24 protein-coding genes, 2 tRNA genes and 1 pseudogene are annotated in these 24,419 nt (G+C 34.8%); 19 read left to right on the top strand and 8 right to left on the bottom strand.

What is annotated here, in order from left to right:
• Positions 1–61 precede the first annotated feature (61 nt).
• The 7 genes from ACZZ9T_RS03730 to ACZZ9T_RS03700 all read left to right on the top strand — a co-directional run bounded on the left by ACZZ9T_RS03730 (position 62) and on the right by ACZZ9T_RS03700 (position 5,327).
• Entirely contained in the window at positions 62–763 is a 702-nt protein-coding gene (locus tag ACZZ9T_RS03730; RefSeq protein ID WP_463440971.1) for an NUDIX hydrolase, read from the top strand.
• Positions 764–1,084: 321 nt separating this feature from the next.
• Entirely contained in the window at positions 1,085–1,627 is a 543-nt protein-coding gene (locus ACZZ9T_RS03725) for an NADAR family protein (RefSeq protein WP_463440970.1), read from the top strand.
• A gap of 117 nt (positions 1,628–1,744) precedes the next feature.
• Complete coding sequence (locus tag ACZZ9T_RS03720) at positions 1,745–2,716, top strand: SPFH domain-containing protein (RefSeq protein WP_463440969.1); 972 nt, start codon at positions 1,745–1,747, stop codon at positions 2,714–2,716.
• A gap of 81 nt (positions 2,717–2,797) precedes the next feature.
• Positions 2,798–3,706, top strand: coding sequence for an NAD(+)/NADH kinase (locus tag ACZZ9T_RS03715; protein ID WP_463440968.1), 909 nt, complete (start codon positions 2,798–2,800; stop codon positions 3,704–3,706).
• A gap of 11 nt (positions 3,707–3,717) precedes the next feature.
• Positions 3,718–4,128 carry an ADP-ribosylation/crystallin J1 gene (locus tag ACZZ9T_RS03710; protein WP_463440967.1) on the top strand — a complete coding sequence of 137 codons (411 nt, stop codon included), beginning with the start codon at positions 3,718–3,720 and terminating at the stop codon, positions 4,126–4,128.
• Complete coding sequence (locus tag ACZZ9T_RS03705) at positions 4,128–4,634, top strand: O-acetyl-ADP-ribose deacetylase (RefSeq protein ID WP_463440966.1); 507 nt, start codon at positions 4,128–4,130, stop codon at positions 4,632–4,634. Before ACZZ9T_RS03710 ends, ACZZ9T_RS03705 begins: the two co-directional genes overlap by 1 nt.
• Before the next feature lie 6 nt (positions 4,635–4,640).
• Positions 4,641–5,327, top strand: coding sequence for an SIR2 family NAD-dependent protein deacylase (locus ACZZ9T_RS03700; RefSeq protein ID WP_463440965.1), 687 nt, complete (start codon positions 4,641–4,643; stop codon positions 5,325–5,327).
• 34 nt (positions 5,328–5,361) lie between these two features.
• On the opposite strand, the gene ACZZ9T_RS03695 is transcribed toward ACZZ9T_RS03700, so the two are convergent.
• The 4 genes from ACZZ9T_RS03695 to ACZZ9T_RS03680 all read right to left on the bottom strand — a co-directional run bounded on the left by ACZZ9T_RS03695 (position 5,362) and on the right by ACZZ9T_RS03680 (position 10,788).
• Entirely contained in the window at positions 5,362–6,246 is an 885-nt protein-coding gene (locus ACZZ9T_RS03695) for a cupin-like domain-containing protein (RefSeq protein ID WP_463430034.1), read from the bottom strand.
• Between the two features lie 217 nt (positions 6,247–6,463).
• A complete protein-coding gene (gene lysA / locus ACZZ9T_RS03690; protein ID WP_463430033.1) occupies positions 6,464–7,663 on the bottom strand; it encodes a diaminopimelate decarboxylase in 1,200 nt (399 codons plus the stop codon).
• A gap of 257 nt (positions 7,664–7,920) precedes the next feature.
• On the bottom strand, positions 7,921–9,144 hold the full coding sequence (locus tag ACZZ9T_RS03685) for a 3'-5' exonuclease (protein ID WP_463440964.1): 1,224 nt from the start codon (positions 9,142–9,144) through the stop codon (positions 7,921–7,923).
• 117 nt (positions 9,145–9,261) lie between these two features.
• Positions 9,262–10,788: a helicase HerA-like domain-containing protein gene (locus ACZZ9T_RS03680; protein ID WP_463440963.1), complete on the bottom strand. Its 1,527-nt coding sequence runs from the start codon at positions 10,786–10,788 to the stop codon at positions 9,262–9,264.
• 290 nt (positions 10,789–11,078) lie between these two features.
• Between ACZZ9T_RS03680 and ACZZ9T_RS03675 the strand changes: the two genes are divergently transcribed.
• On the top strand, positions 11,079–12,488 hold the full coding sequence (locus ACZZ9T_RS03675; protein ID WP_463440962.1) for an MBL fold metallo-hydrolase: 1,410 nt from the start codon (positions 11,079–11,081) through the stop codon (positions 12,486–12,488).
• Positions 12,489–12,518: 30 nt separating this feature from the next.
• Positions 12,519–12,818 carry a thioredoxin family protein gene (locus ACZZ9T_RS03670; protein WP_463430029.1) on the top strand — a complete coding sequence of 100 codons (300 nt, stop codon included), beginning with the start codon at positions 12,519–12,521 and terminating at the stop codon, positions 12,816–12,818.
• Positions 12,819–12,943: 125 nt separating this feature from the next.
• On the opposite strand, the gene ACZZ9T_RS03665 is transcribed toward ACZZ9T_RS03670, so the two are convergent.
• Positions 12,944–13,696, bottom strand: a complete 753-nt coding sequence (locus ACZZ9T_RS03665) for an amidohydrolase (RefSeq protein WP_463440961.1) — start codon at positions 13,694–13,696, stop codon at positions 12,944–12,946.
• A 97-nt stretch (positions 13,697–13,793) separates the two neighbouring features.
• Between ACZZ9T_RS03665 and ACZZ9T_RS03660 the strand changes: the two genes are divergently transcribed.
• From ACZZ9T_RS03660 to ACZZ9T_RS03640, 5 genes are all read left to right on the top strand, one after another.
• Positions 13,794–14,234: a DUF6646 family protein gene (locus tag ACZZ9T_RS03660; RefSeq protein WP_463440960.1), complete on the top strand. Its 441-nt coding sequence runs from the start codon at positions 13,794–13,796 to the stop codon at positions 14,232–14,234.
• Between the two features lie 105 nt (positions 14,235–14,339).
• A complete protein-coding gene (gene rseP, locus ACZZ9T_RS03655) occupies positions 14,340–15,686 on the top strand; it encodes an RIP metalloprotease RseP (protein WP_463440959.1) in 1,347 nt (448 codons plus the stop codon).
• Positions 15,687–15,766: 80 nt separating this feature from the next.
• A tRNA-Asn gene (locus ACZZ9T_RS03650) sits at positions 15,767–15,840 on the top strand.
• Positions 15,841–16,020: 180 nt separating this feature from the next.
• Positions 16,021–16,094 (top strand) — tRNA-Asn (locus tag ACZZ9T_RS03645).
• A gap of 229 nt (positions 16,095–16,323) precedes the next feature.
• Complete coding sequence (locus ACZZ9T_RS03640; protein WP_463440958.1) at positions 16,324–18,852, top strand: DUF5686 family protein; 2,529 nt, start codon at positions 16,324–16,326, stop codon at positions 18,850–18,852.
• 411 nt (positions 18,853–19,263) lie between these two features.
• Here ACZZ9T_RS03640 and rpmA read toward each other — a convergent pair whose 3' ends face one another.
• Both rpmA and rplU read right to left on the bottom strand, forming a co-directional pair.
• The gene (gene rpmA, locus ACZZ9T_RS03635) at positions 19,264–19,521 is read right to left on the bottom strand and encodes a 50S ribosomal protein L27 (protein ID WP_162087950.1); all 258 of its coding nucleotides are present in this window, start codon (positions 19,519–19,521) and stop codon (positions 19,264–19,266) included.
• 28 nt (positions 19,522–19,549) lie between these two features.
• Positions 19,550–19,927 carry a 50S ribosomal protein L21 gene (rplU, locus tag ACZZ9T_RS03630; RefSeq protein ID WP_463430024.1) on the bottom strand — a complete coding sequence of 126 codons (378 nt, stop codon included), beginning with the start codon at positions 19,925–19,927 and terminating at the stop codon, positions 19,550–19,552.
• A gap of 177 nt (positions 19,928–20,104) precedes the next feature.
• Between rplU and ACZZ9T_RS03625 the strand changes: the two genes are divergently transcribed.
• Both ACZZ9T_RS03625 and ACZZ9T_RS03620 read left to right on the top strand, forming a co-directional pair.
• Positions 20,105–20,671 carry a hypothetical protein gene (locus tag ACZZ9T_RS03625; RefSeq protein ID WP_463440957.1) on the top strand — a complete coding sequence of 189 codons (567 nt, stop codon included), beginning with the start codon at positions 20,105–20,107 and terminating at the stop codon, positions 20,669–20,671.
• Positions 20,649–21,738, top strand: a pseudogene (locus tag ACZZ9T_RS03620) (acyltransferase family protein). The gene ACZZ9T_RS03625 and the pseudogene ACZZ9T_RS03620 overlap by 23 nt, the downstream one beginning before the upstream one ends.
• A gap of 29 nt (positions 21,739–21,767) precedes the next feature.
• Here the strand turns inward: ACZZ9T_RS03620 and ACZZ9T_RS03615 are convergent.
• The gene (locus ACZZ9T_RS03615) at positions 21,768–22,007 is read right to left on the bottom strand and encodes a hypothetical protein (protein WP_463430021.1); all 240 of its coding nucleotides are present in this window, start codon (positions 22,005–22,007) and stop codon (positions 21,768–21,770) included.
• Between the two features lie 134 nt (positions 22,008–22,141).
• Between ACZZ9T_RS03615 and ACZZ9T_RS03610 the strand changes: the two genes are divergently transcribed.
• The 3 genes from ACZZ9T_RS03610 (at position 22,142) to ACZZ9T_RS03600 (ending at position 24,419) form a co-directional block, all read left to right on the top strand.
• The gene (locus tag ACZZ9T_RS03610; protein ID WP_463440956.1) at positions 22,142–22,723 is read left to right on the top strand and encodes a MiaE family protein; all 582 of its coding nucleotides are present in this window, start codon (positions 22,142–22,144) and stop codon (positions 22,721–22,723) included.
• Between the two features lie 9 nt (positions 22,724–22,732).
• Positions 22,733–23,350 carry a DUF502 domain-containing protein gene (locus ACZZ9T_RS03605; RefSeq protein WP_463430019.1) on the top strand — a complete coding sequence of 206 codons (618 nt, stop codon included), beginning with the start codon at positions 22,733–22,735 and terminating at the stop codon, positions 23,348–23,350.
• A gap of 139 nt (positions 23,351–23,489) precedes the next feature.
• Positions 23,490–24,419, top strand: a complete 930-nt coding sequence (locus ACZZ9T_RS03600; protein WP_463440955.1) for a DsbA family protein — start codon at positions 23,490–23,492, stop codon at positions 24,417–24,419.

The raw sequence follows: 24,419 nt of genomic DNA, 5'->3' as shown, positions 1-24,419 counted from the left end.
TTAATCTTGACAATTAGGTTTCTAATGACTAATTTTGTGTATTCGTAACGCAAATTAAATTATGAATTCTACTAAAAAATTACAGGATATAAAAGTGGCTGTCGATGCTGTTATTTTCGGATATTTTGACAAGCAGGATCTTCAGATTCTTTTAATTAAAAGAAAAATTGACCCATTCAAAGGAAGTTGGGCTTTGCCTGGAGGTTTAGTTTTGGATGACGAAAATCTGGATGATGCAGTAAAAAGAGAATTGCAGGAAGAAGCCGGCATAAAGCCTGATTTTTTAGAACAGCTCTACACTTTTGGAAATGTAGGTCGCGATCCTAGAAACAGGGTGGTCTCTGTGGCTTATTTAGGCCTGGTTAATCCTTCCTACCATGAGTTATTTGCAGATTCTGATGCAGAAGATGCACAGTGGTTCAGTGTCAATCAGCTCCCGAAATTAGCTTTTGACCATCAAACTATTATTGATATTGCATTAAAGAGACTGCGTACTAAAATTCAATACCAACCGATTGGCTTTAATCTTCTGAATGATGAGTTTGTATTTTCTGAGCTGGAAAATCTCTACAAAACAATTATCGGACAAGAAATTGACCGCCGGAATTTCCGAAAAAAAATTATGAGTTACGGACTTCTCAATGAGACTTCTCGGTTTAAAAAAGAAGGAAGTGGAAGACCCGGTAAATTGTTTTCTTTCAATCAGGAAAAATATAATGCGCTTGAAGAGGAAGGATTTTATTTTGAAATTAATAGCTTTTAAATACAAGCTGCCCGAATGTTTTTAACAAATAGTACAAATAATTGAATCTACTTTTCAAAAATGATTTAATAATTATAGTTTTTTCATCAATAGGAACGGGCTTTAGCCCGTTTTTCAAGATATTAGTCTACTTATGGCTTTAGCCAAAATTGATTTCAAATAATCTCATCGTCCAATTGTTAAAATGATTTTTTAAAAATGAATTTATGCATTTTTTTACACTGTTAATCAATCTGTTAAAAAAGTTAGTGTGAAATAAACGCAAATATATTTGTATGTTAAAATTAAAACTTCTTATATTTGCGTAATAATAACGCAATTATGAGATACACATTACAAAATACAATCATAAAGTTTCAACAAAAAGAAACCATAGATTTTCTGTTTTTCTGGGGACACACAGTGAAAGAGGAAATTACAAAAGCTTGTTTCAGTCAATGGTTTCCTGTTCAATTTGAAGAAAATGGGATTGAATATAAAACAGCCGAGCATTATATGATGGCCGAAAAGGCGAGGCTTTTTAATGATGATGAAATTTTAAAAAATATTTTAAACGCAGAAACGCCCAATCAGGCAAAAAATTTAGGACGAAAAGTGGAAAACTTTGATCCGCAAGTTTGGGACGACCGAAAGTTTGAAATCGTTACTAAAGCTAACTTTTTAAAATTTTCACAAAATCAAAAATGTAAAGAATTTTTACTTTCAACAAACGACAAAATAATAGTAGAAGCAAGTCCATACGACACAATCTGGGGAATAGGAATGTTGGAATCTGATGAAAATGTTACTAACCCACTATTATGGAGAGGCGAAAATCTTTTGGGATTTGCTTTAATGGAAGTGAGAGATCTACTCAATAGTTAAAATAAGGCGCTTAGAATAAGGCATAACCATGCACTTTTCAATTAGCGTAAATGTAACACAAATATTAATTTAAAACCTAAAGCTATGTTTGGATTTAAACACATCAAATTTGAGTCAATGACTTACGTACTACATTTTAAAAATGGGAAAATCGTAAAGGAAGGAAGAGGGTTGTCATTCTTCTATTTTGCTCCAAACTCTTCTATTGCTGCCATTCCGATGGGAAGTAATGATCTGCCGTTTATTTTTAACGAAAATACTTTTGATTATCAGACGGTGAAAATTCAGGGACAAATCAGCTACAAAATTACTGACCCAAAAGCCCTTTCAAACACGTTAGATTTCACCGTGAATGATGAAGGAGTTTACAAGAAAAATGATATCGAAAAGCTGAACCAGAGAATCATCAATATTGCTCAGACTTCTACATCCTCTTTTATTCATGAGTTGAGTTTAAAAGATGCCATCCGTTCTGCAAAGAAAATTGAAGGCAATATTTTAGAAGGATTAAAGTCTTCAGAAGCCATTCAAAGCATGGGGATTGAAATTTTGGGAGCTAATATTCTGGCGGTTCAGACCACGCCCGAAATGGCAAGGGCTTTAGAAACTGAGACAAGAGAAAAGCTTCAGCAACAGGCAGATGAAGCAATCTATGAGAGAAGAAATTTTGCAGTGGAGCAGGAAAGAAAGATCAAAGAGTCTGAACTGAATACTGAAATTGCAGTTGAAGAAAAGCAAAAACAAATCGAAGAAAAAAGAATGGAAACAGAAGTTCAGCAGGAAGAAAACAATAAAATTTTGAGAGAAATGAAAATTGCCGCCGATATTTCTGTAGAAAATCAAAGAAAGCAACTGATTGAACAGAAAACAGAAAACGACAGAAAAGAGGCAGAAACTCAAGGCTATGTTTTGGAAACGTCTTTAAAACCCTACAAAGATATAGACTGGAGAGTGTTGACTGCGCTCAATGGAAATCAGGATGCAAAATCAAACATTGCTTTAGCCTTCAGAGAATTGGCAGAAAATGCAGGAAAGATCGGAAATCTTAATATTAGTCCAGATTTATTGGAAGCAATTTTGAAAAAGTAAAAAAAGTATTTTTAACACTAACTTCTAACTTCTAACTTCTAACCTCTAACCTCTAACCTCTAACCTCAAACTTCTCATACAATGAAAATCGAATACGCCATCATCATCAAAAATAAAACCAGGTTAGAATCTTTGATTGAAAGATTTAATACCAAAGCTCAGGCTCAGTTTTATATTGAAAGTTCAGGAGGAAATTTTCAGGAATATGTAGATGAGCATGAAAAATTTTATCAGTCATTTCTGGAAGTTCAGACTCAGTTATCCAAGGTCATTAAAAATAAAATCATTGAGAAAGAGTTTCTTCCGTCTTATATTTTCTCTGAAAAAAATTTGATTATCGTTATCGGACAAGACGGATTGGTTGCCAATGTTGCCAAGTATTCCAAGAATATTCCGATCATTGCTATTAATCCGGATGAGGAAAGATATGATGGTGTTCTGCTTCCTTTCAATGTTAAAAACTTTTTGAATGGTGTGCAGTCAGTCATTAACGAAAAATTTAGTTCAAAGAAGATGAGATTTGCAGAAGCGGTGTTGAATGACGGTCAAAAACTATTGGCAGTGAATGATCTATTCATCGGAATTTCTTCTCACAGTTCAGCAAGATATAAAATTCTCCTGAACGGAAAAGAAGAAACCCATTCATCCAGCGGAATCATTGTTTCTACAAAAACAGGAAGTACGGGCTGGCTGAGCTCGATTTTCAATATGGCTTATGGAATTTTAGGTTCCACGAAACTTAAATATCCAAAATTGAATGATGACGATTTGTATTTTGCAGTGAGAGAGCCTTTTAAAAGCATAAGAACTCAAACCGAAATCTGTGGTGGAGCAATCAAAAGAGGAAATAAGCTTGTTATAGAATCTTTAATGCCAAATAATGGTTTTATATTTAGTGACGGAATCGAGCAGGATTTTCTGCAGTTTAACAGTGGTGCTACAGCGGAGATTAGGTTGTCTGATGAGGTGGCGGTGTTGGTGGTCAATTAAAAAAATAAATTATGAAAACAAAGATACTTTACAGACCAGTGGGAGAAAAGGAATTGATTTTAATTATAGAAAGCAATTTCAAAAAATTTCCTCCGAGGTTAGAATGGCAACCGATTTTCTATCTTGTTTTAGATGAATCTTATGCCTCTGAAATCGCAGAAAAATGGAATACTAGAGATGAAGCAGGAAATTATCTTGGTTTTGTGACCAAATTTGAAGTGTTGGAAGAAGAAATTAATAAATATCCTGTTCAAAATGTAGGTGCAAGAAATCATAATGAATTGTGGATTCCTTCTGAAAAATTAGAAACATTCAATCAAGCTATTTTTGGAAATATTAAAGTAATAAAAATATTTATAGGAGACGATTTTAAAGAATCAGAAAATCCTGAAATTGAAAGTTTGATTTTAAAATTTAAATAATGAAAATTGAATTAATAAAAGGTGACATCACGAACATAAAAGCAGACGCCATCGTCAACGCAGCCAATTCATCTTTGTTAGGTGGCGGTGGAGTAGACGGAGCTATTCATCGTGCAGGAGGAAACCAAATTTTGGAGGAATGTAAAGAAATCAGAAACCGACAGGGAAAATGCAAAACAGGAGAAGCAGTTGTAACAACAGCGGGAAATCTTCCTGCAAAGTATGTCATTCACACAGTTGGTCCCATTTGGAATAATGATGAAGAAAAATGTTCAAAACTATTAGCGAATTGTTACAGAAATTCTTTAAAATTAGCCGAAAGTTTAGAAGTGAAGACAATTTCTTTTCCAAATATAAGCACAGGAGTATATAGATTTCCTAAAGAATTGGCGGCAAAAATTGCTATTCAGGAAGTCAAGAATTTTAACTCTGAGATCATTGAGAAAGTCATTTTTGTGTGCTTTGATGATGAGAATGAAAATATTTATAAAGAATTATTAGAATAAGAACAAATGAAAAAACTAACCATACTCTCCGGTGCCGGAATCAGTGCCGAAAGCGGAATAAAAACATTCAGAGACGGAGATGGTCTTTGGGAAAATCATAATGTAACCGATGTAGCGAGTCCGGAAGGATGGAGAAAAGACAGAGAATTAGTTCTCGAATTTTACAACCAAAGACGTCGACAACTCCATGAGGTTGAACCAAACGATGCGCACAAATTAATCGCAGAACTAGAAAAATATTTCGAAGTTCAGATCATCACTCAAAACATAGATGATCTGCACGAAAGAGCAGGCTCGACAAATATTATTCATATTCACGGCGAATTGTTTAAATCTTGTTCGAGCAACAATAAAGCTTTAATGTATGATCAAAAAGACGACATTAAGATCGGAGATGAAGCCGAAGACGGAGCCCAATTGCGACCCTTTATCGTGTGGTTCGGGGAAGAAGTTCCTTTGATGAAGGAAGCTACCGAAAAAGCAAAAGAAGCCGACATTTTCCTCGTTATCGGAACTTCACTGCAGGTTTATCCGGCTGCAGGATTAATTCATGAGATTAAAGATGATTGCTTATTGATTGTCATCAATCCAAACGAAACAGGGTTTGGCTACGGACAAAGAGCTGTTGTGATGAAAGAAACCGCAACCAAAGGAATGAAATTGTTGTTTGATAAGCTTAAAGATTTAGCATAGAAAAAAAATACGCTCCAGTTTGAAGCGTATTTTTTTATTTTTTGGGTAAACCTTTTTTCAAAGCATAGTTAGCTCTTTCGATAGCTTTTTTTTCTTTCCAATCCATGTATCTCTTTTTATATCTGCCTTTCATGAAATTATCAAAATTTCTCTGAACAGTCAGATTCCAGAGAGAATGGGCTTTTACTCCCCAAGATTTGTCCCATGCTCTAAGAGATATTGAGAAACTTCCGTCGAGATATTTCATCCAGTGCCACCATCCCGTCGGCATGAATAGAGTATCGCCATGTTCAAGAAAACATTCGATACCTTCTACACCATCCAGCGCAGGGAATTTTTCAAAATCAGGATTTTCAATGTCAAAATCTTCCAGGGCATAAGTTGCATAAGGTAATTTGTACAATCTTTCTTTCCATTTGTTTTCAAAAAGCAAAACATGTTTTCTGCCATTAAAATGGGTATGGAAAATATGCGCCAAATCGATATCATAATGCAGAAAAGTTACAGAACCTTTTCCTCCGAAAAACATACCGGGATATTTATCTAGAAAACCACCCATTAATTCTTTTGGCGGAATGTATTCTTCAAGCAACTTTGAGGCATGTTTTATAGGGTCAAAAAAGAAAATTCTCAGATCGGTCGGCTCTCTTTGGATGAGATCGATATAATCTGCAAATTTCATTTCTGTTGTAGGAGCATTAATCGGAGCTGCAGGATCTGCTTTTGAGCTGTCATATAAAGGGACTGTAATATCACCTACTACTTCTTTCACATAATCCATTGTCCATTTTTGGTAGGCAGGCCATTTTTTAGCCATATTTTTGATGACTACCGGTCTTCTGGGCTTCAGATATTTTTCACGAAATTCTTCCTGAGTAATATCATCAACAATATCTATAGGTCTTAAAATAACCCCCATTTTTCTATAAATTTTATGTTACAAAATTATTAAATAAATATATACGAAAATTGAAATACTTTTCTTTTTAATCTATAATGTTCATCAGATTTATTTGACTGTATTATTAACTGCTATTTGCTCAAAATGGTTAAAGTATTTTGCTTTAAAATAAGATTTAAATAAAAAGCTCCGCAGAAATATTGCAGAGCTTAATATATTGAGAAATTTAATTAAATTATAAAACTTCAATCTGATTTCTGAGTAAATCTTCAAATTCATCTCTTTTTCTGATTAAATGAGCTTTACCATCTAAGAAAAGAACTTCAGCAGGTTTTAATCTTGAGTTAAAGTTTGTACTCATTTCAAAACCATAAGCTCCGGCTGTGTGGAACGCTAAAACATCACCTTCTCTTACCTCATTCAGTTTTCTGTCCCATGCGAAAGTATCTGTTTCACAGATGTTTCCAACTACGGTGTAAATTCTTTCTGCTCCTTTTGGATTGGATAAGTTTTCAATCGTATGGTAAGAATCGTAGAACATCGGACGGATCAAATGATTAAATCCTGAGTTCACTCCAACAAAAACGGTTGCGGTTGTTTGCTTGATAACATTGGCTTTTACCAATAGATAACCGCATTTCCCTACAAGGAATTTCCCTGGTTCAAACCAAAGTTCAAATTTCTTACCGGTTTCTTTAGAGAAATCTGCGATTGCTTTTTCAACTTTTTTACCTAAAGCTTTCACATCAGTTTCCATATCACTTTCCTGATAAGGAATTTTGAAACCGCTTCCCATATCCAGATATTTCAGATTAGGGAAATGTTCAGACAATTCAAGCATAATTTCCAAAGCCTGCAAAAATACTTCAGGATCTTTAATCTCGCTTCCGGTGTGCATGTGAAGACCTTCCACATTCAGGTTGGTGCTTTTCATCACACGTTCGATGTGACGCATCTGATGGATAGAAATACCAAATTTTGAATCGATATGTCCGGTCGAGATTTTATGATTTCCACCTGCATAAATATGCGGATTAATTCTTACAAAAATAGGATAGGTATTTCCGTATTTATTCCCGAACTGCTCAAGAATCGAAATATTGTCGATATTGATGTGAACACCTTGCTGCATAGCTTCTTCAATCTCAGCCAGGTCAACACAATTGGGTGTGAAAAGTATTTTCTCTTTAGGAAAACCTGCTTTTAAGCCTAATTTTACCTCACTGATCGATACGCAATCCAAAGAAGCACCTAAGTTCTTTATGTATTTTAAAATATTGATGTTCGTTAAAGCCTTTGCGGCATAAAAAAACTTGGTGTGTTTTAAAAAAGAAGATGTAAGTTTTTCGTATTGAGTTTTGATCGATTCTGCATCGTAAACGTACACCGGTGTGCCAAATTCTTGGGCAATCTTTAATAATTCTTTTGAATTCATAAATTTAATTTTACATAAAAAAAGGCAGATTCTTCGAAAAGAGTCTGCCACAATAATTATTTTTTATGCAAGGCAACTCTTTTAGGTATTCCAAACCTTTGAAAACTTTACAGCTCCCTTTTTTCCGGTTTGATTTTGTTTAAAATTTTGCATTGCTTTTTTTTATTCTTTTGCAAAAATACTATTTATTTTGAGAAAATGATTTGAAAAGCAGATTCTTGTGGATAAAATTACAGCTAATTGTACAAAAAGTCTCTTTATTTCGGCAAAGGCACTGTTTCGAAATCACCTTTAAGTAAGGCCAGTTGCAAATCATTGGTAAGATCTGTTGTCGGTAATGGCAAATCGATTTTTAGTTTCAAAATTTTGCTTAAGGTTTGAATTTGGGTAAACAATTCATAAAAACCATAAGCAACCGCTTTTCCGTTTTCTATGATTAAAAACAATTTCTCACCTAATTTTCTGCCGCTTCCCAGCCAAAGTTCGTTGCGTTTTCTGAAGTCAATCTTCTTTTTGAAAGTTTCAACATCTTGGTATTCGTCAATTTTGCTGATAAACTGTACCGCTTTAGAACCCTGTGTGAAGGCTTTGAATTTAAGAATCGGTTTTTCTGTTTTATTTAAAGTGTTTTTTTCAACCAGATATTTATGGTTTCTGAAGTACAGTCCGAAAGGAAAAACTTCCCTTTTTTTGATGCCTTTTGAATTTAAAATCAATTTGGCAATGATATCAGTTCCGGTCAGTTCAAAATGAATTTGTTCAGCTTCGCGCTGAATTTCCTCGAATTTCTTCAATTTAGAATTAAAAAGTTTTTTAGAAAACTTATTAATATCCTGTACATATTCTGAAAGAATAATTTTCCCCGATTCATTCTGGAAATAAACAAAACCTTTTTCGCTGGGTAAATCCTGAGTTAACAGCTTGATTTTGTTGATGTAAGTCTTTGCATTGGTTTCATCATGCTGTTCCTGTATGATTTCGTTGTCGGTATCTTTTGAAATCAAAAGCTTAAACAATTCTAAGGTAGCCCTTGCATCACCTTCTGCACGATGTGCATTAACCAATGGAATCCCAAGCGATCTTACCAATTTTCCCAAAGAATAACTTACTTCATCAGGAACCAGTTTTTTTGCCAGCGGAATTGTATCTAAAGTATTGATTTTGAAATCATAACCAAGCCTTTGAAACGATTGGCGGAGCATCCTGTAATCAAATTCGATATTGTGACCTACCAAAGTTGTTCCTTCCGTAATTTCAATGACTCTTTTAGCTAATTCATGAAATTTCGGGGCGGTTTTGACCATTTTCGGACTGATATTGGTCAATTTTTGAACAAAAGGAGTGATATCACTTTCAGGGTTGACAAGCGAAATAAATTGGTCGACAATCTTATGACCATCATATTTAAAAATGGCGATATCAATAATGCATTCTTTTCTGAAACCTGCACCATTGCTTTCTATATCTATAATTGAATACATTTATTTTCTTATCTAACTTACAACATTTATCAAAAACTGAACCTCAAAAATCTCAGCACAAAAATGGAACACCGCTAAAATAATCAAAATACGTCAAAAAGTACAAAAGATAATCGCTTATCTTTTTCTTCCGCCCAAACCGAACATTCCCAAGATTGCTTTTGCTCCCTCTCTCATCAATGTGTTGGCAAATGTTCTTCCCGCACGGCTTTTTAAAACCTGCTCAAACATTCCCGGTTCTTCTTTTACGGGTTTTGTTTTTTGTGTAGGAGCTGAATTTTCAACCGCCTGCTCCATTCTTTGTACGAGCATTTCGTAAGCAGATTCACGGTCAACAGGTTTTTCATATTTTGAAACCAAAGCAGACCTTGAGGTCAAATCTGAAACTTCGGCATCATTCAAAACATCCATTCTTGATTCTGGTGAGATGAGATAGGTATGAACCAAAGGTGTAGGAATCCCTTTTTCATCCAAAGCAGTAATAAAAGCTTCACCAATTCCCAGGTTCTGAATAAGCTCAGAAGCGTTATAAAACTCAGTTGTAGGGTAATTTTCAACAGCTTTAGAAATTTCTTTTTTATCTTTTGCAGTAAAACCTCTTAATGCATGCTGAATTTTTAAGCCTAATTGGGAAAGTACATTTTCTGGTACATCACCAGGAATTTGCGTAATAAAATAAATTCCGACACCTTTCGAACGGATTAATTTTACCATCGTTTCTATTTGAGAGACCAATGCTTTGGAAGATTCGTCAAAAATCAAATGTGCTTCATCGATAAACAGAACCAGTTTTGGTTTTCCGCTGTCGCCTTCTTCGGGAAACGTCATGTAAATTTCTGCAAAAAGCGAAAGCATAAATGTTGAAAATAGCTGAGGTTTACTCTGAATATCGGCAACTCTCAAAATATTGACGACGCCTTTTCCATCACGTGTTTCAAGCAAATCGTGAACGTCAAAACTCAATTCACCGAAAAAATCTGCAGCGCCCTGTTGTTCCAATGCTACAATAGATCTTAAAATTGTACCCAGAGAAGCTGAAGCGATTGATCCGTAATTGGCTGACAATTCTGCTTTACCTTGTGGATTATCTGTAACATATTGAAGAACTTTCTTCAGATCATTTAAATCAATTAAAGGCAGACCCTTATCGTCACAATATTTGAAAACAATAGACATGATACTTTGTTGTGTATCATTCAGTTCTAAAATTTTACTTAACAAAACGGGTCCGAATTCTGTAACTGTCGCACGCAACTTTACCCCTTTGCCACCGGAAATACTCATCAACTCAGCCGGAAAAGCCTGCGGATTGTAAGGAAGCTGCGTTTTTGTATATCGTTCTTCAATAATAGAATTCATTTCTCCGGATTCGGCAATTCCCGAAAAGTCTCCTTTAATATCTAAAACCAGAGACGGAATTCCGGCGTGAGAAAGCTGCTCTGCGAAAACCTGAAGTGTTTTTGTTTTTCCGGTTCCTGTAGCTCCGGCAATCAGACCATGACGGTTGATTGTTTTTAAAGGAATCGTAACGTTGACCTCTGTGACAACATCGCCTTCAAGCATTCCTTTTCCCAGAATTATATGTTCTCCTTTGGGAATGTATCTTTTGTTGAGTTCGTCAATAAATTTTGTTTTGTCTGCCATTTGATATTTTTAACTCTTAAAGGTAAATTATTTTTGTAAAATATGATGTTTTGCTTTTGTCAATTTTCTTAATAAACTAAATTTAAAATGAATATAATTAAATATGATATAAAACAGTCTACCAATCTAATCTACTTTAAAAATGCTCTTCTCATCTGATATTTAGTGAGTTCTGTTTAAATTTAAAATTTAAGAATTTTGATATTGAAAGAAACTATCAATCAGAATTATCATTTCTTTACAATTAATCCATTACTTTGTATCTTTATAATTATTTTAAATAAGAATCAATGAAAATTGAACAAATATATACTGGCTGTTTAGCACAAGGTGCATATTATATCGTATCAGAAAATGAAGCAGCAATCATAGACCCGCTAAGAGAAGTAAAACCTTATCTCGACCGCCTGGAAAAAGACAATGTTACTTTAAAATATATATTTGAAACTCATTTTCATGCAGATTTTGTATCCGGACATTTAGATTTAAGCAAAAAAACAAACGCTCCGATTGTGTATGGGCCGACTGCACAACCTGAATTTGAGGCAATCATTGCTGAAGACAACCAGATATTCGAAATCGGAAACATCAAAATAAAAGCACTTCACACTCCGGGTCATACCATGGAAAGTACAACTTACCTTCTGATTGACGAAAACGGTGTTGAAACTGCTATTTTCACAGGTGACACTCTGTTTTTAGGTGATGTTGGAAGACCCGATCTTGCCCAAAAAGCAGGAACGATGACCCAGGAAGATCTTGCCGGAATTTTATACGAAAGTCTGCACAGCAAAATTTTGCCTTTGGATGACAGCATTACTGTTTATCCTGCTCACGGAGCAGGTTCTGCTTGTGGAAAAAATATGCAGAAAGAAACAGTAGATATTCTTGGTAATCAAAGAAAAACCAATTATGCTCTCAATCAGCCGGATAAAGAATCTTTCATTAAAGAAGTTTTAGACGGATTGACGGCTCCTCCCAAATATTTCGGGATGAATGTTGCGATGAATAAAAATGGTTACGACAGTCTGGATGATGTGATGGATAAAGGTTTAAACCCAATCCCTGTAGAAGATTTTGAAAGTTTTGCGGAAGAAACCGGAGCTTTGATTTTAGATACACGCAGTGCTGCCGATTTCCACAAAGGATTTATTCCAAATTCTGTTAATATTGGTTTGAAAGGCGATTTTGCACCGTGGGTAGGAAGTCTCGTGGTAGATGTAAAATACCCTTTGCTGTTGATTGCTGATGAAGGAACCGAGGAAGAAGTCATTACGAGATTAAGCAGGGTTGGTTTTGATAATGTTTTAGGATATTTAAAAGGAGGATTCAATTCCTGGAAAAATTCTACAAAAGAAATTGATGAGGTAAAAAGAATTTCCCCGACTGAATTTGCAGAACAATTTAATGAGAATTCAAAAATCATCGATGTTAGAAAACTTACTGAATATTCTGCAGAACATCTTGATAATGCTCACAATAAACCATTAGATACAATCAGCGATTGGGTTACAACGATTGATGATTCGGAACATTTCTTTTTACATTGTGCAGGAGGTTACAGAAGCATGATTGCTGCAAGTATTCTTAACTCACACGGAATCAGAAATTTCACTGAAATCGAAGGAGGTTTCAATGGAATTAAAAAGATAGATAAGCTTCCGACTTCAGATTTTGTCTGTCAGTCTAAAACACTTTAGAATCATTGATTTTAATTAAAATAAAACAAAATGTCACAAAAATTTCAGGAGCTCATAGAATCCGAAAGACCCGTATTGATTGATTTTTTTGCAACGTGGTGTCAACCATGCAAAGTGCAGTCATCGGTTTTGACAACCGTAAAAGAAAACATCGGGGACGGAGCTAGAATTGTAAAAATAGATGTAGATCAATATCCGGCAATTGCTTCGCAGTACGGCGTACGCGGAGTTCCTACTTTGGCAGTTTTCAAAAAAGGAGAATTACTGTATAAAGAAAGCGGTGTGCATGATGTGAATCGTTTGACACAGCTTTTGGAGCAATATATTTAGGTTGAGACTAAAGTTTAAGGATATTCACAATGCATAAAAATCATTCGCACAGATCACAAAGATTTTCACAGATACTTAGTTACACTCTTCCGTGAAAATCTGTGCGATCTGGATTTAATTCAACTTTAAATCTTAATTTCAAAATCATCTCTATCACTCAGAAACTGAAAGTGATTTCTAAAATCTTTCAATTCATCTAAATTCAATTCTGCTGAAACTAAATTTCCTTTTTTCTCGGTAATTTCTTTTCCGTCAGCAAAAAAGCAGTGCGAACTTTCCTGATAAAACAGATTATTTCCATCGGTACCGATTCTGTTTAAACCAAAAACATAGGATAAATTTTCGATTGCTCTGGCTTTCAACAAATGTTCCCACGCTCCGACTCTTTTCTCCGGCCAGTTGGCAACGTACAAAATCGCATCATAATCATTATTGTTTCTCGCAAAAACAGGAAACCTTAAATCATAGCAAACCTGTAACAGAAAACGAATTCCGAGATATTCCACAATTACTCTTTTATTTCCTGAAGTGTAGATTTTATCTTCGCCGGAAAAAGAAAATAAATGTCGTTTATCATAGTAAGTAATTTCTGAATTGGGCTTCACAAAATACATTCTGTTAAAAAACTTTCCTTCAACTTCCACAGAGGCACTTCCTGAGAATGCAGCATTTTTCTCTTTTGAAATTTTCTTCAGGAATTCCAGAGATTCTTCATTTTTATCCGAAACTTCAGCAGCCTCCATGCAAAAACCAGTAGAAAACATTTCGGGAAGAAGAAATAAATCTGCATTTTGATTTTGAAGATGCTGTTCAATCAACTTAAAATTTTCAGTTTTATTTTTCCAGATAATATCTTGATTTAATGCCGTAATTTTCATATTTCCAATTCAAAAGTTGGATAAAATTACAGCTTTTAATTGATTTCGGTTTTATATTTGCTGCAAATTGTCATAGTAATAATTTAAAATAAAATCTATGAAGAAATTGGTTTTTATGATGATGCTTATTTTTGCAGGTGCTACAGTTCAAGCACAGGCCTGGACGGGGAAAGGAGATCAGAAAGTAAATTTAGGGGTGAATGCATGGGGTTACGGAACAGGGATTACCGCTACTTACGATTATGGTTTAAATGAATTTTTGTCTGTCGGAGCCGGAGCCAATGCTTACTTTGACGGTTATAAAGACAATGCTAAAGACAACAGAGTTTTTATTTTCGGAAGAGTAAATTTCCATTTGAAAGATGCGTTAGATTTACCAGAAAAGCTTGATATTTATCCCGGAGTTGATTTAGGAGTTCTCGGGAGAGACTTCGGAATCGGTGCTCATATCGGTGCGAGATATTTCTTTACAGAAAAAGTGGGCGTTTTTGCCGAAGTAGGAAACAACGGAAGCCTCGGAGTTTCGTTCAATTTTTAAAAATCAGTCACGATATATGACAAAGCTTCTCATTTCGAGGAGCTTTTTTGTTTGGCATCGTTTTGATAATTGTTACCTTTGCAAATTAAAACCTAAAAACAATTAATGGAATTAGCAATCAAGATCTTTCAATTCATATTAAGCATATCTATCTTAGTAATTCTTCACGAGCTTGGGCATTTCTTACCCGCCAAATATTTCAAAACCAAAGTAGAAAAATTTTATCTGTTTTTCGATCCTTATTTTTCTTTAGTTAAGAAAAAAATAGGTGAAACTGAATATGGTATCGGATGGCTGCCTTTCGGGGGTTATGTAAAAATCGCCGGAATGGTGGACGAAAGTATGGACACCGAGCAGCTGAAGCAGCCTGCTCAACCTTGGGAATTCAGAGCAAAACCGGCTTGGCAAAGACTGATCATCATGATGGGTGGAGTTACTGTAAATTTCTTCTTAGCATGGATCATCTACGGATGTCTTTCCTATTTCAATGGCGAAACTACTTTTGATACTGCGAAAGTGGATGCTCCGATGAATTATACAAGCGTTGCCAAAGGAATGGGTTTTCAGGATGGTGATAAAATCTTAAAAGTAGATGGAAAAACGCAGAATAATCTTGACAAACTGGCTTTAGACGTTTTATTAAGTGACGAAATCACAGTTTTAAGAAACGGAAAAGAAGTGACCTTTCCTACGAATGACGATGGTAAAGCAATGGCATTTAAGGATGAAAATCCTAAAGCATTTCTTACCCCAAGATTTCCTGCGGTAATTGATACGATTGTGAATCCTAAAACAGCAGCTGCAGGTTTAAAAGTAGGTGACCAAATCGTCTCTGTCAATCAGCAAAAAATTAACTATTATGACGAACTGACTGGTGCTATTACTAAGAACGCAGGAAAAAATATCAATATAGAAGTTGTGAGAGCAGGCGATGTTCAGCCATTGGTTTTAGCGGTTTCAAAAGAAGGAACAATTGGAGTTTCTTCTTATAAGCAGATAACCAAATATTACGAAACAAAAAACTTTACTTTCGGAGAGTCAATCGGAAGAGGATTTACAAGAAGTATAGAGAGTTTAACGTATCAGGTAAAACAGTTTAAATTAATCTTCAACAAAAAAGTTCAGGGTTATAAAAAAGTAGGCGGGCCGTTGGCAATCATCAAAAATATGCCTGTTGACAAAGCGAAAGACGGAAGTGTTTCTATTGATTGGACAGCTTTCTGGAGTTTCACGGCTATGTTTTCTGTGTGGTTGGCATTTCTGAACCTTATTCCTATCCCGGGATTGGATGGAGGACACGTAATTTTCACTCTATACGAAATGATTGTAGGAAAACCGGTTCCGCAAAAAATATTAGAAAATGCACAGATGGTAGGAGTTATCTTCTTGTTAGGCTTAATGTTACTGATTTTTGGAAGCGATATTTTTAAATGGATTACAGGAAGTCTGTAATTTTATTAAAAAAATTAAATAAAAAACTTGTGTGGTTTAAATATCAGTCCTATATTTGCACCACCTAAAAATAGGGACATTCCTCCTTAGCTCAGTTGGTTAGAGCATCTGACTGTTAATCAGAGGGTCCTTGGTTCGAGCCCAAGAGGAGGAGCAAAAAAGACTTACAGAAATGTAGGTCTTTTTTGGTTTTTGTATGTTTTACATCTATTTATTTTAAAATTTAAATTCCTGAAAAATAATCTGATAGCACGTTATGGATGATTTTCATTAAAAATTATTTGCTTGATATTATTTTTCATATTATATTTGCACCACCTTAAAAGAGGGAAATTCCTCCTTAGCTCAGTTGGTTAGAGCATCTGACTGTTAATCAGAGGGTCCTTGGTTCGAGCCCAAGAGGAGGAGCAAAAAGACTTACAGAAATGTAGGTCTTTTTTGTTTATATCACTTAAAGGTATACGTTCTGAGATTTTGTGAAATATCTACCGCAAGCATTCTCTGGGCGCAATATTGATAGCTTTATTTTTGTTACATTTGCATTTTTATAAATAAAGGCAAAAGTCTTTAGAAAACTTTTAAATTTTAACAATAAAACAGCACAGTTTTTGTTTAAACAAAATGCTCGAAGATACGAATGATGTTAAACAATCAATTTAAACATAGCCTCCTATATATTTCCATATTTGTAACCAGCCTTTTTCATGCTCAAAACACGGCTAGCGGAAAGATTGTAGACGAAAAAACCAATAAAGAGATCAGCGCTGTTGAAGTCTTTATCAACGATAATAATACACCAATACTTACCACTACTTCAGGAAGTTTCAGCGTGCAGTCAGACAGTATTATTTACAAGCTTAAATTTCAGAAAAAAAATTATGCTCTGGAAAGTGTAGAAATTACTGCTGATAAAAGCACCAATCTTATCGTTAAACTATCTTCCGAAAAAGTAAGCAGCATTGAAGAAGTAGTGATTCACAACGAGAAAACAAAATACAAAAACAAAAAAGAAAATCCGGCATACCGAATCATGCAGGAGGTTTGGAAGCGTAAAAGAAATAATGGTCTTGATAAATTTGACACCTACACGTATAAAGAATACGAGAAAATTCAGTTTGATGCCAACAATCTAGACAGTGCGTTCATGAATAGGAAAATCTTTAATAAATTAGATTTTATCTTTGATTATGCCGACTCTACCGCAAGAGGAAAAATGGCTCTTCCCGTATTTTTGAATGAGTCTGTATATACCAATTTTGGTGAAAATAAGCCTGGGAAAAAAACCAAAAAACTTTTGATTGCCCAAAAAACTTCAGGATTTCAGGATAATAAAATATTGGCAGTTACAGCAAAAAATCTTTACCGTGATATCAATATTTATGATAACACATTGAATTATTTCGACATCGGATTTCCCAGTCCGGTAGGAACAGACGGCTTTAGCACCTATGATTATAATTTGGTGGATACCATATCAATTCGAGGAGAAAGTGCTTACAAAATACGTTACCAGCCAAGAAGAACTGAAGTATTGGCTTTTCAGGGAGATCTCTATATAGATACAGACTCATATGCAGTTTTGGGAGCCACTTTAAAATCGACTAATAAAATCAACGTCAACTTCATCAATGCTATTTCAACAGAACTGGAATACGACAATCCTGATGAAGAAACTTTTTTACCTAAAAAAATTGTCACAGAAATTGAATTAACCCCATTCTCGAAGAAAAAAACGTCAAAAGGTATTGTAGCAAAGAGATCTGTAGACTACTCAGAATATGAGTTTAATAAGCCTTTGGATAATTCTGTTTTCACAAGAAAAGAGGAAGAATATGATGATAGGTTTATCGACAAAGATGATGCATACTGGATTGCGGCAAGACCCGATTCTTTATCGAAAAGTGAGAAAGGAGTTTATGAAATGCTGGATAAACTTCAGCAAACCCCAAAATTTAACCGAATAGTAAAGATTTACGAAACACTTGATTCCCAATATTATAATATTACAAAAGGAATCGATATAGGACCGATATTCTCTATTTATGGAAAAAATGATGTAGAAGGCGACAGAATACGACTGGGCGCAAGAACTTATTTCGGACAGAATGATCCTTGGAGAATTCAGTTTTATAATGCTTATGGTTTTAAAGACCAGCAATTCAAATACGGTGTTGAAGGTCGTTATATGTTCAATAGAGTTAACCGTTTTATGATTGGAGCAGGAACAAAAAGAGATATTACCCAACTTGGCGTACAATTGACCACAGAAGACGGTATTATGTCGCGCTCATTTGCTTCTTCTACCGTTTTTGCAAGAGGAGAGAATGCATCTTTAAGTTCGGTTAATCAGACAAGTGTTTTCACTTCGATAGAGCCCTGGAAAAACTTTCAGGTAAGAGTTGACGGAACTCTGCAAAGTATTAAATCTGCCAATCCTTCAGGCTTTAGCCTGATGTATTACAGAAATGGTGATCTGAGAAAAACAACGAATGATTCTCACGTTACGATCAGCTTAATTGCAAGACCGGGAGCGAAGTTTTCTCAAACCGGAGTTGACCGTTATGAGCACGGAACTTTAGCATCAACGATTGTGCTGAAATATACGAGAGGCATTGAAGGTTTATTTAATGCAGATTTTAATTATAATAAATTGCAGTTTATGTTTTATAAACCGATTCTTTTAGGAAGCTGGGGAAAAACGTTGCTGAATTTTGAAGCCGGAAAAAACTTTGATACCGTTCCTTTGGCTTTGCAAAATGTTATTCCGGGAAACCAATCGTACGGAATTGTTGCTAATACGTTTGCACAGTTGAATTATTATGAATTTGTTGCCGACACGTATTCTACACTTCACGTAGAACACCATTTCAACGGGAAAATTCTTTCTTTTATTCCTCTCATTAAGAAATTGAAGTTGAGAGAGGTTGCGTTCATTAGAGGCGCTTACGGATCTTTGAGTGACGCTTCTAAAAATATCAACGTAGAAAATTTAAAATATTCTGCACCAAACGAGCAGATATATTACGAATACGGATTTGGTATTGAAAATATAGGTTTCGGGAACATCAGAATTTTCCGTGTAGATTTCAACTGGAGAGGAAATTATCTTGACCGTCCGGATGCTTCTAAGTTTGGAATTAAGGCAGGGTTTCAGTTTGGGTTTTAATACTCAGTATGTATTTCTTTAATGAGCTGGCGGAGCCTTTCACATGTTTTACTTATTATGACATCTTATTTTTATCTCTAATAATATTATTCAATTATTTTATTTCAACTAAAAGGGTTAAAATAAGACAGGATGCAATTTTCAAAGTCTTTATTTTTATATTGTTTTTCATTCTTATATATTTCGAATGAGATAGAACTACATAATATACATTATAAATTTAAAGTCATCGATGGGTTTAATCTTTTATATTTAATCCTAAAATTTCCCGTTTGGTGGACATTAGGAATTTTCGAAATTCTGTTTTTAATTAACTTGAAGAAAAATAGTAGTCATTTGACTAAATAATTAAGCACAAAAAATCCTCAACAAATATGCTGAGGATTTTATTTTATAAAACGCTAAAATTAATTATGCGTTCGGCTCAATAGATACGTAAGATCTGTTGTTTGCTTTCTTTCTGAAAACTACTTTACCGTCAACAAGTGCGTGCAAAGTGTGATCTTTACCCATACCCACATTGTTACCTGGGTGATGTTGAGTGCCTCTTTGTCTGATAATGATATTACCAGCAATAGCTTCTTGTCCACCGAAAATCTTCACACCTAATCTTTTAGAATGAGATTCTCTACCGTTTTTGGAACTACCAACTCCTTTCTTGTGTGCCATTTTATTTTAAGGTTTTTTGGTTTAACAATTATTCTGCGCTTTCAGCGTCAGCTTTTTTAGTTGTTTTTTTAGCAGGCTTCTCTGCTTTTTTACTGTCAAATCCTGTAATACCAGTGATTTGAATTTGAGTTAAAGATTGTCTGTGACCGTTCTTTACTTCATAACCTTTTCTTCTTTTCTTTTTGAAGATGATTACTTTATCAGCTTTTACGTGGTCAAGGATCTCTGCCTCTACAGTGATACCGCTTACAGCTGGGGCGCCTACAGTGATTGCTCCGTTTACAGTAAGAAGAATTTTATCGAAAGATACTTTTCCTCCTTTATCTCCTTTCAAACGGTTCACAAACAACTTCTGGTCTTGCTCAACTTTATATTGAAGCCCTGCTATTTCTACAATTGCAAACATTGTCTATAAATTTTTAGTTAATTCGAGGTGCAAATATACTGATTATATTCAAATTAACTAATGCAAATATCAATTTTTTTCGTATTTTTTGTTTAACCAAAATCAGATCACAAATTTAGCAACGATTGATGAAAAAAATTCTTAGGAATTAATCGTATTTTTGAAAAAAAACTTCCAATGAAAATAATTTTAAGCATTCTGTTTTGTATATCACTTACATCATGTACGGTCTACGGATTGACAAACGATTACAAGAAACTTTCAGATGAGGAAAAGCAGACCATTGTTCCTCTGAAGAATTTTGATGAAACAAATTCACAGCAGGTTTATAAAATAAATGGAAGCCAGCTCAGAGAAGAGTTGAAAAAATATCCAAAATCTATAGTTTATATTTTTACAAATGGCTGCACATCACAATACTGTCTTCCAATGTCAAATTATGAACGGTTTGCAAAAGAAAACAATTACAAACTTTTTCTTGTGATGGAAGGTTACTCCCATCTTCAGAAAACAACAGAACAGCGGTCTGAAGTTTTTACCGAACCTTTATTTTCAATTGATAACGATTCTTACAATTCATGGTACTCTGTAAGATATCATCGGTTATTCGAAAATGAATTACGGGGGATTGATAGAAAAGAGAAACCAAAATGGGAAGGAAGTTTATATTTTTTTGAATATGATCAGCTTAAAAAAATCACACAGGAATTACCAATTAAAAATGAACAGAGATCTCTACATTGATTTTGCGAAAGGCCTGGCAACGCTTTCCATTATATTTATTCATACGGCATTTTGGTCGGGGCAGTTTTACATCATTCCGGAATTACGTGTGTTTTCCCTGGTTTTTGATGTTGCACTTTTTTATGCTTTAAGCGGAATAACATCAGGAGCTAACATCGAAAAAACACTTTACCGCCTTTTAAAACTGCAGATAACGTACATGATTTTTGTGACGCTTCTGTTCTTTTTAGATTATTTATTTAAAATTTTCGGACTCACCTTTTTCTCACTCGAATGGTTGCAGAGTTTTTATTCAACTTTCGGGTCAAAATATTCAGCAACAAGTATTTCCACAGCTCCGCAATGGCAAAACCTTGGAAATTGGTATCTTCATGAATATAGTAATGCAGATACTTTTCCGGTTGTGATGGGAAGTTTCTGGTATCTTAAGGTCTATTTTATTCTCACTGTTTTTGGGGTTTTAATTTTAAGATTTTTCCCGAAGCACGTAAATTGGTTTATAGGAATCTGTATTGCTTTAACTTTACTGTTTAATATTTTCCCGGAATATTATCCAACCGGACAGGTAGGTTACGTAGCTTTTTATATGGCTGTTTTTCTTATCGGAAACAGAATGCGTGGAAAAAAAATCCCAGACCAGGGTAATTCCTGTGCTTTACGGATTGGTGGCTGTAGCTCTGGCTTGGATGTTCTGGCATTTTGGAAATGAAATATTTTTCAAAATCAATAAACAAAAATTCCCACCGCAAACACCATATATAATCTGGACTTTATTTTCATTAACCACTTTATTTGTGCTCTACAACAGATTGAAAATCACAAAAGAAAATTTCGTTACACATATTGGTAAAAATGCTATCTTCTTTTATTTCGGACAGGGAATCAGCTCGTCTTTGGTTTATTTTCTTGTTGTTCCGATGAAAGAATTAATGCCTTGGTGGGTTTTGATGGTTTTTATTTACATCATCAACGTCATTTTAGCCTTTATCATCGCAACAGGTTTGAAGAAAACCGATGCTTTTGGATGGGATATTTTGGAAATTTTGCGTAAAAAAACCGCCCAGTAATTCTGAGCGGTTTTTCTTAATGTTTTAATCTAGTCTCTTCTGGTACGTCCTCCTCTTACCAGTACTGCTACCAGAACAATAAATAAAATTGCCCCGATAATGATGTAAGTAGGGTTGGTGTACCATTCTTCGGTAGTGGTAGTTGTTGTAGATGTGCTTACTTTAGAATCTGTTACGGCTTCTTGTGCAGATGCAACAATGCTAAATAATAAAGTCATCATGGCTAATGCAAAGTTTTGCATTTTTTTTGCGATTGATTTAATTTCCATAGTATATATTTTAATGTTAAAATATCTTAAACCAACTCTGTGCCATAAATTTTGAAAGTGAAAAAAACGTTTAAAAAATATAGCTTGATATGAATGTAAATTTTATTAATTAAATTTACCAAAATTTTTACATCATGTTTAAGTTGAAACTTCCTACCGACCCAAGGTGGGCAAATATTGCAGAAGATAACATTCAGGAAATTTTGACCGACCACGCCTGGTGCGAGCAAAAAGCTGCTACCAATGCCATCGGGTTGATTACGATGCTTCCAGAACGTCCTGATATCGTGACAGAACTTTTGGCAATTGCTCAGGAAGAATTACAACATTTTGGGCAGGTTCTGGAGATCATCAAAAAAAGGGGTTACACATTTGGACGTACCAGAAAAGATGATTATGTCAATGAGCTGGTCAATTTTATTCAAAAAGGAGGTCACAGAGATACTTTAATTGTCGACAAAATGCTTTTTGCAGCAATGATTGAGGCAAGAAGCTGTGAGAGATTTAAAGTTTTAACAGAGAATATAAAAGACGAAGAATTAAAAATATTTTATAAAGAGCTGATGATTTCTGAAGCCAACCATTATACAACATTTATCGGTTTTGCAAGAGAACTTGGCGATCCTGATCAAGTGAATAAACGTTGGGAAGAATGGCTGGAATATGAAGCTAAAATCATACAATCTTACGGAAACAAAGAAACCATACACGGCTAAAAAGATCAATTGAAAAAACTTACTTTTGAAAATATCACCAATTTTTTTCTGAAAAATTTCTTTCAGGGATTATTGATCATCGGTCCTATCGGATTGACGATTTTTGTGATATGGTATGTGATTTCATCCGTCGACAATATCATTCCTTCTGTGGCCAGACAAATTCCGGGGCTTGTTTTCGTTTCTACAATTCTGGTGACGGCATTATTGGGATATTTGGGAAATAAATTCGTTGTAGGAAGATTTTTTGTAGATGCAATAGACAGAATTTTAGAAAGAACTCCCGGTATCAAACATATTTATTCGCCTACAAAAGACGTGATGTCTTCGTTTGTGGGTGATAAGAAAAAATTCAGCGATCCCGTTTGGGTAAAAACCAACGAAAATCCGGAGATCTGGAGAATAGGATTTCTTACTCAAAAAGAAATGGCAGATGTGCATAAGCACAATTTTGTAGCCGTTTATCTTCCGCATTCATATGCAATTTCCGGCTGGGTCATCGTAACCGAAGAAAAAAACATCAAACCAGTAGTGGGAATGACGGCTGCAACGGCAATGAAATTTGCGGTAAGCGGCGGTGTGGCAGGATTCCATTCTGACGACAACGTATTTAAGGCACCGGAATAATATTCTTTCATAATAACGTTCTTGTTATTATTACTTTTATACTTGCTTAAATTATTACAAAAACCAAAAATCTTGTGCTTTGGATATCACACTCGTTACATTTCTAACTCTATTTTTTAATCTAATAAATTCTAATAAAATGAATAATAATCCTCTTCTAAACTGTGACTACGAAAAAGGTGTATGCGAAATTTTAGAAACACCAGCTGCTGAGACATCTTCTGCTCAGCTAAACGACCTTAAGACAGACAAAATAACAATCATTTATTATACAGATCCAATCTGCTCATCATGTTGGGGAATTGAACCTCAATTGAGAAAATTAAAATTAGAATACGGACAGGCAATTGATATTGATTATCGTATGGGCGGTCTTCTACCGTCTTGGGATATCTACAATTCCGGCGGAATCAGTAAACCAAGCGATGTTGCGGGACATTGGGAAGAGGTTAGTCCGCATTACAAAATGCCTATCGATGGTGATGTTTGGGTTGAAGATCCTCTGAATTCATCTTATCCTCCGTCAATTGCTTTTAAAGCTGCACAGATGCAGGATAAAAAGAAGGCAGTTGTGTTTTTAAGAATCATCCGTGAAATGGTTTTTTTAGATAAATTAAATATCACTAAAACCGAACATTTAGAAAAAGCAGCTGGTTTGGCTCAACTGGATGTTGCAAAATGGAAAGAAGATTACGAATCTACTGCACAAATAGAATTCAAAAAAGATCTTGATTTGGGAAGGCAACTGGGTGTAAGAGGTTTTCCTACTTTGATTTTTGTAAAAGATGACGAGATGCTTGATATTCTCTATGGTTTTAAACCTTATGAAGATTTTGAGAAGAGAGTAAAAAAGATTGATCCGGAAGCCAAGAGAAACGAATATTCTAAAGAATGGCAAAATTTATTTGCAGTTTATCCTACGCTTACCACTCAGGAATTTGCTGTGCTTTCTAATATTTCTTTTGAAAAATCACAGGAGTTTTTATTAAACCTGAGCAACGAAAATAAACTGGAGCGCAAGAAAATCAAGAATGGTGATCTTTGGCTATTAAACTCAAATCCTAATTAA

It is taken from the genome of Chryseobacterium sp. AC417 (assembly GCF_979258215.1).
This window is presented reverse-complemented; position numbering and strand designations above follow the sequence as displayed.

Coding starts and splice junctions, on each gene's coding strand:
- ACZZ9T_RS03600 (WP_463440955.1), top strand. CDS start 23,490: ATGAATAATAATCCTCTTCTAAACTGTGACTACGAAAAAGGTGTATGC.
- ACZZ9T_RS03710 (WP_463440967.1), top strand. CDS start 3,718: ATGAAAACAAAGATACTTTACAGACCAGTGGGAGAAAAGGAATTGATT.
- ACZZ9T_RS03705 (WP_463440966.1), top strand. CDS start 4,128: ATGAAAATTGAATTAATAAAAGGTGACATCACGAACATAAAAGCAGAC.
- rseP (WP_463440959.1), top strand. CDS start 14,340: ATGGAATTAGCAATCAAGATCTTTCAATTCATATTAAGCATATCTATC.
- rpmA (WP_162087950.1), bottom strand. CDS start 19,521: ATGGCACACAAGAAAGGAGTTGGTAGTTCCAAAAACGGTAGAGAATCT.
- ACZZ9T_RS03640 (WP_463440958.1), top strand. CDS start 16,324: ATGATGTTAAACAATCAATTTAAACATAGCCTCCTATATATTTCCATA.
- rplU (WP_463430024.1), bottom strand. CDS start 19,927: ATGTTTGCAATTGTAGAAATAGCAGGGCTTCAATATAAAGTTGAGCAA.
- ACZZ9T_RS03725 (WP_463440970.1), top strand. CDS start 1,085: ATGAGATACACATTACAAAATACAATCATAAAGTTTCAACAAAAAGAA.
- ACZZ9T_RS03665 (WP_463440961.1), bottom strand. CDS start 13,696: ATGAAAATTACGGCATTAAATCAAGATATTATCTGGAAAAATAAAACT.
- ACZZ9T_RS03715 (WP_463440968.1), top strand. CDS start 2,798: ATGAAAATCGAATACGCCATCATCATCAAAAATAAAACCAGGTTAGAA.
- ACZZ9T_RS03625 (WP_463440957.1), top strand. CDS start 20,105: ATGAAAATAATTTTAAGCATTCTGTTTTGTATATCACTTACATCATGT.
- ACZZ9T_RS03615 (WP_463430021.1), bottom strand. CDS start 22,007: ATGGAAATTAAATCAATCGCAAAAAAAATGCAAAACTTTGCATTAGCC.
- ACZZ9T_RS03610 (WP_463440956.1), top strand. CDS start 22,142: ATGTTTAAGTTGAAACTTCCTACCGACCCAAGGTGGGCAAATATTGCA.
- ACZZ9T_RS03680 (WP_463440963.1), bottom strand. CDS start 10,788: ATGGCAGACAAAACAAAATTTATTGACGAACTCAACAAAAGATACATT.
- ACZZ9T_RS03695 (WP_463430034.1), bottom strand. CDS start 6,246: ATGGGGGTTATTTTAAGACCTATAGATATTGTTGATGATATTACTCAG.
- ACZZ9T_RS03670 (WP_463430029.1), top strand. CDS start 12,519: ATGTCACAAAAATTTCAGGAGCTCATAGAATCCGAAAGACCCGTATTG.
- ACZZ9T_RS03700 (WP_463440965.1), top strand. CDS start 4,641: ATGAAAAAACTAACCATACTCTCCGGTGCCGGAATCAGTGCCGAAAGC.
- ACZZ9T_RS03720 (WP_463440969.1), top strand. CDS start 1,745: ATGACTTACGTACTACATTTTAAAAATGGGAAAATCGTAAAGGAAGGA.
- ACZZ9T_RS03685 (WP_463440964.1), bottom strand. CDS start 9,144: ATGTATTCAATTATAGATATAGAAAGCAATGGTGCAGGTTTCAGAAAA.
- ACZZ9T_RS03730 (WP_463440971.1), top strand. CDS start 62: ATGAATTCTACTAAAAAATTACAGGATATAAAAGTGGCTGTCGATGCT.
- ACZZ9T_RS03675 (WP_463440962.1), top strand. CDS start 11,079: ATGAAAATTGAACAAATATATACTGGCTGTTTAGCACAAGGTGCATAT.
- lysA (WP_463430033.1), bottom strand. CDS start 7,663: ATGAATTCAAAAGAATTATTAAAGATTGCCCAAGAATTTGGCACACCG.
- ACZZ9T_RS03660 (WP_463440960.1), top strand. CDS start 13,794: ATGAAGAAATTGGTTTTTATGATGATGCTTATTTTTGCAGGTGCTACA.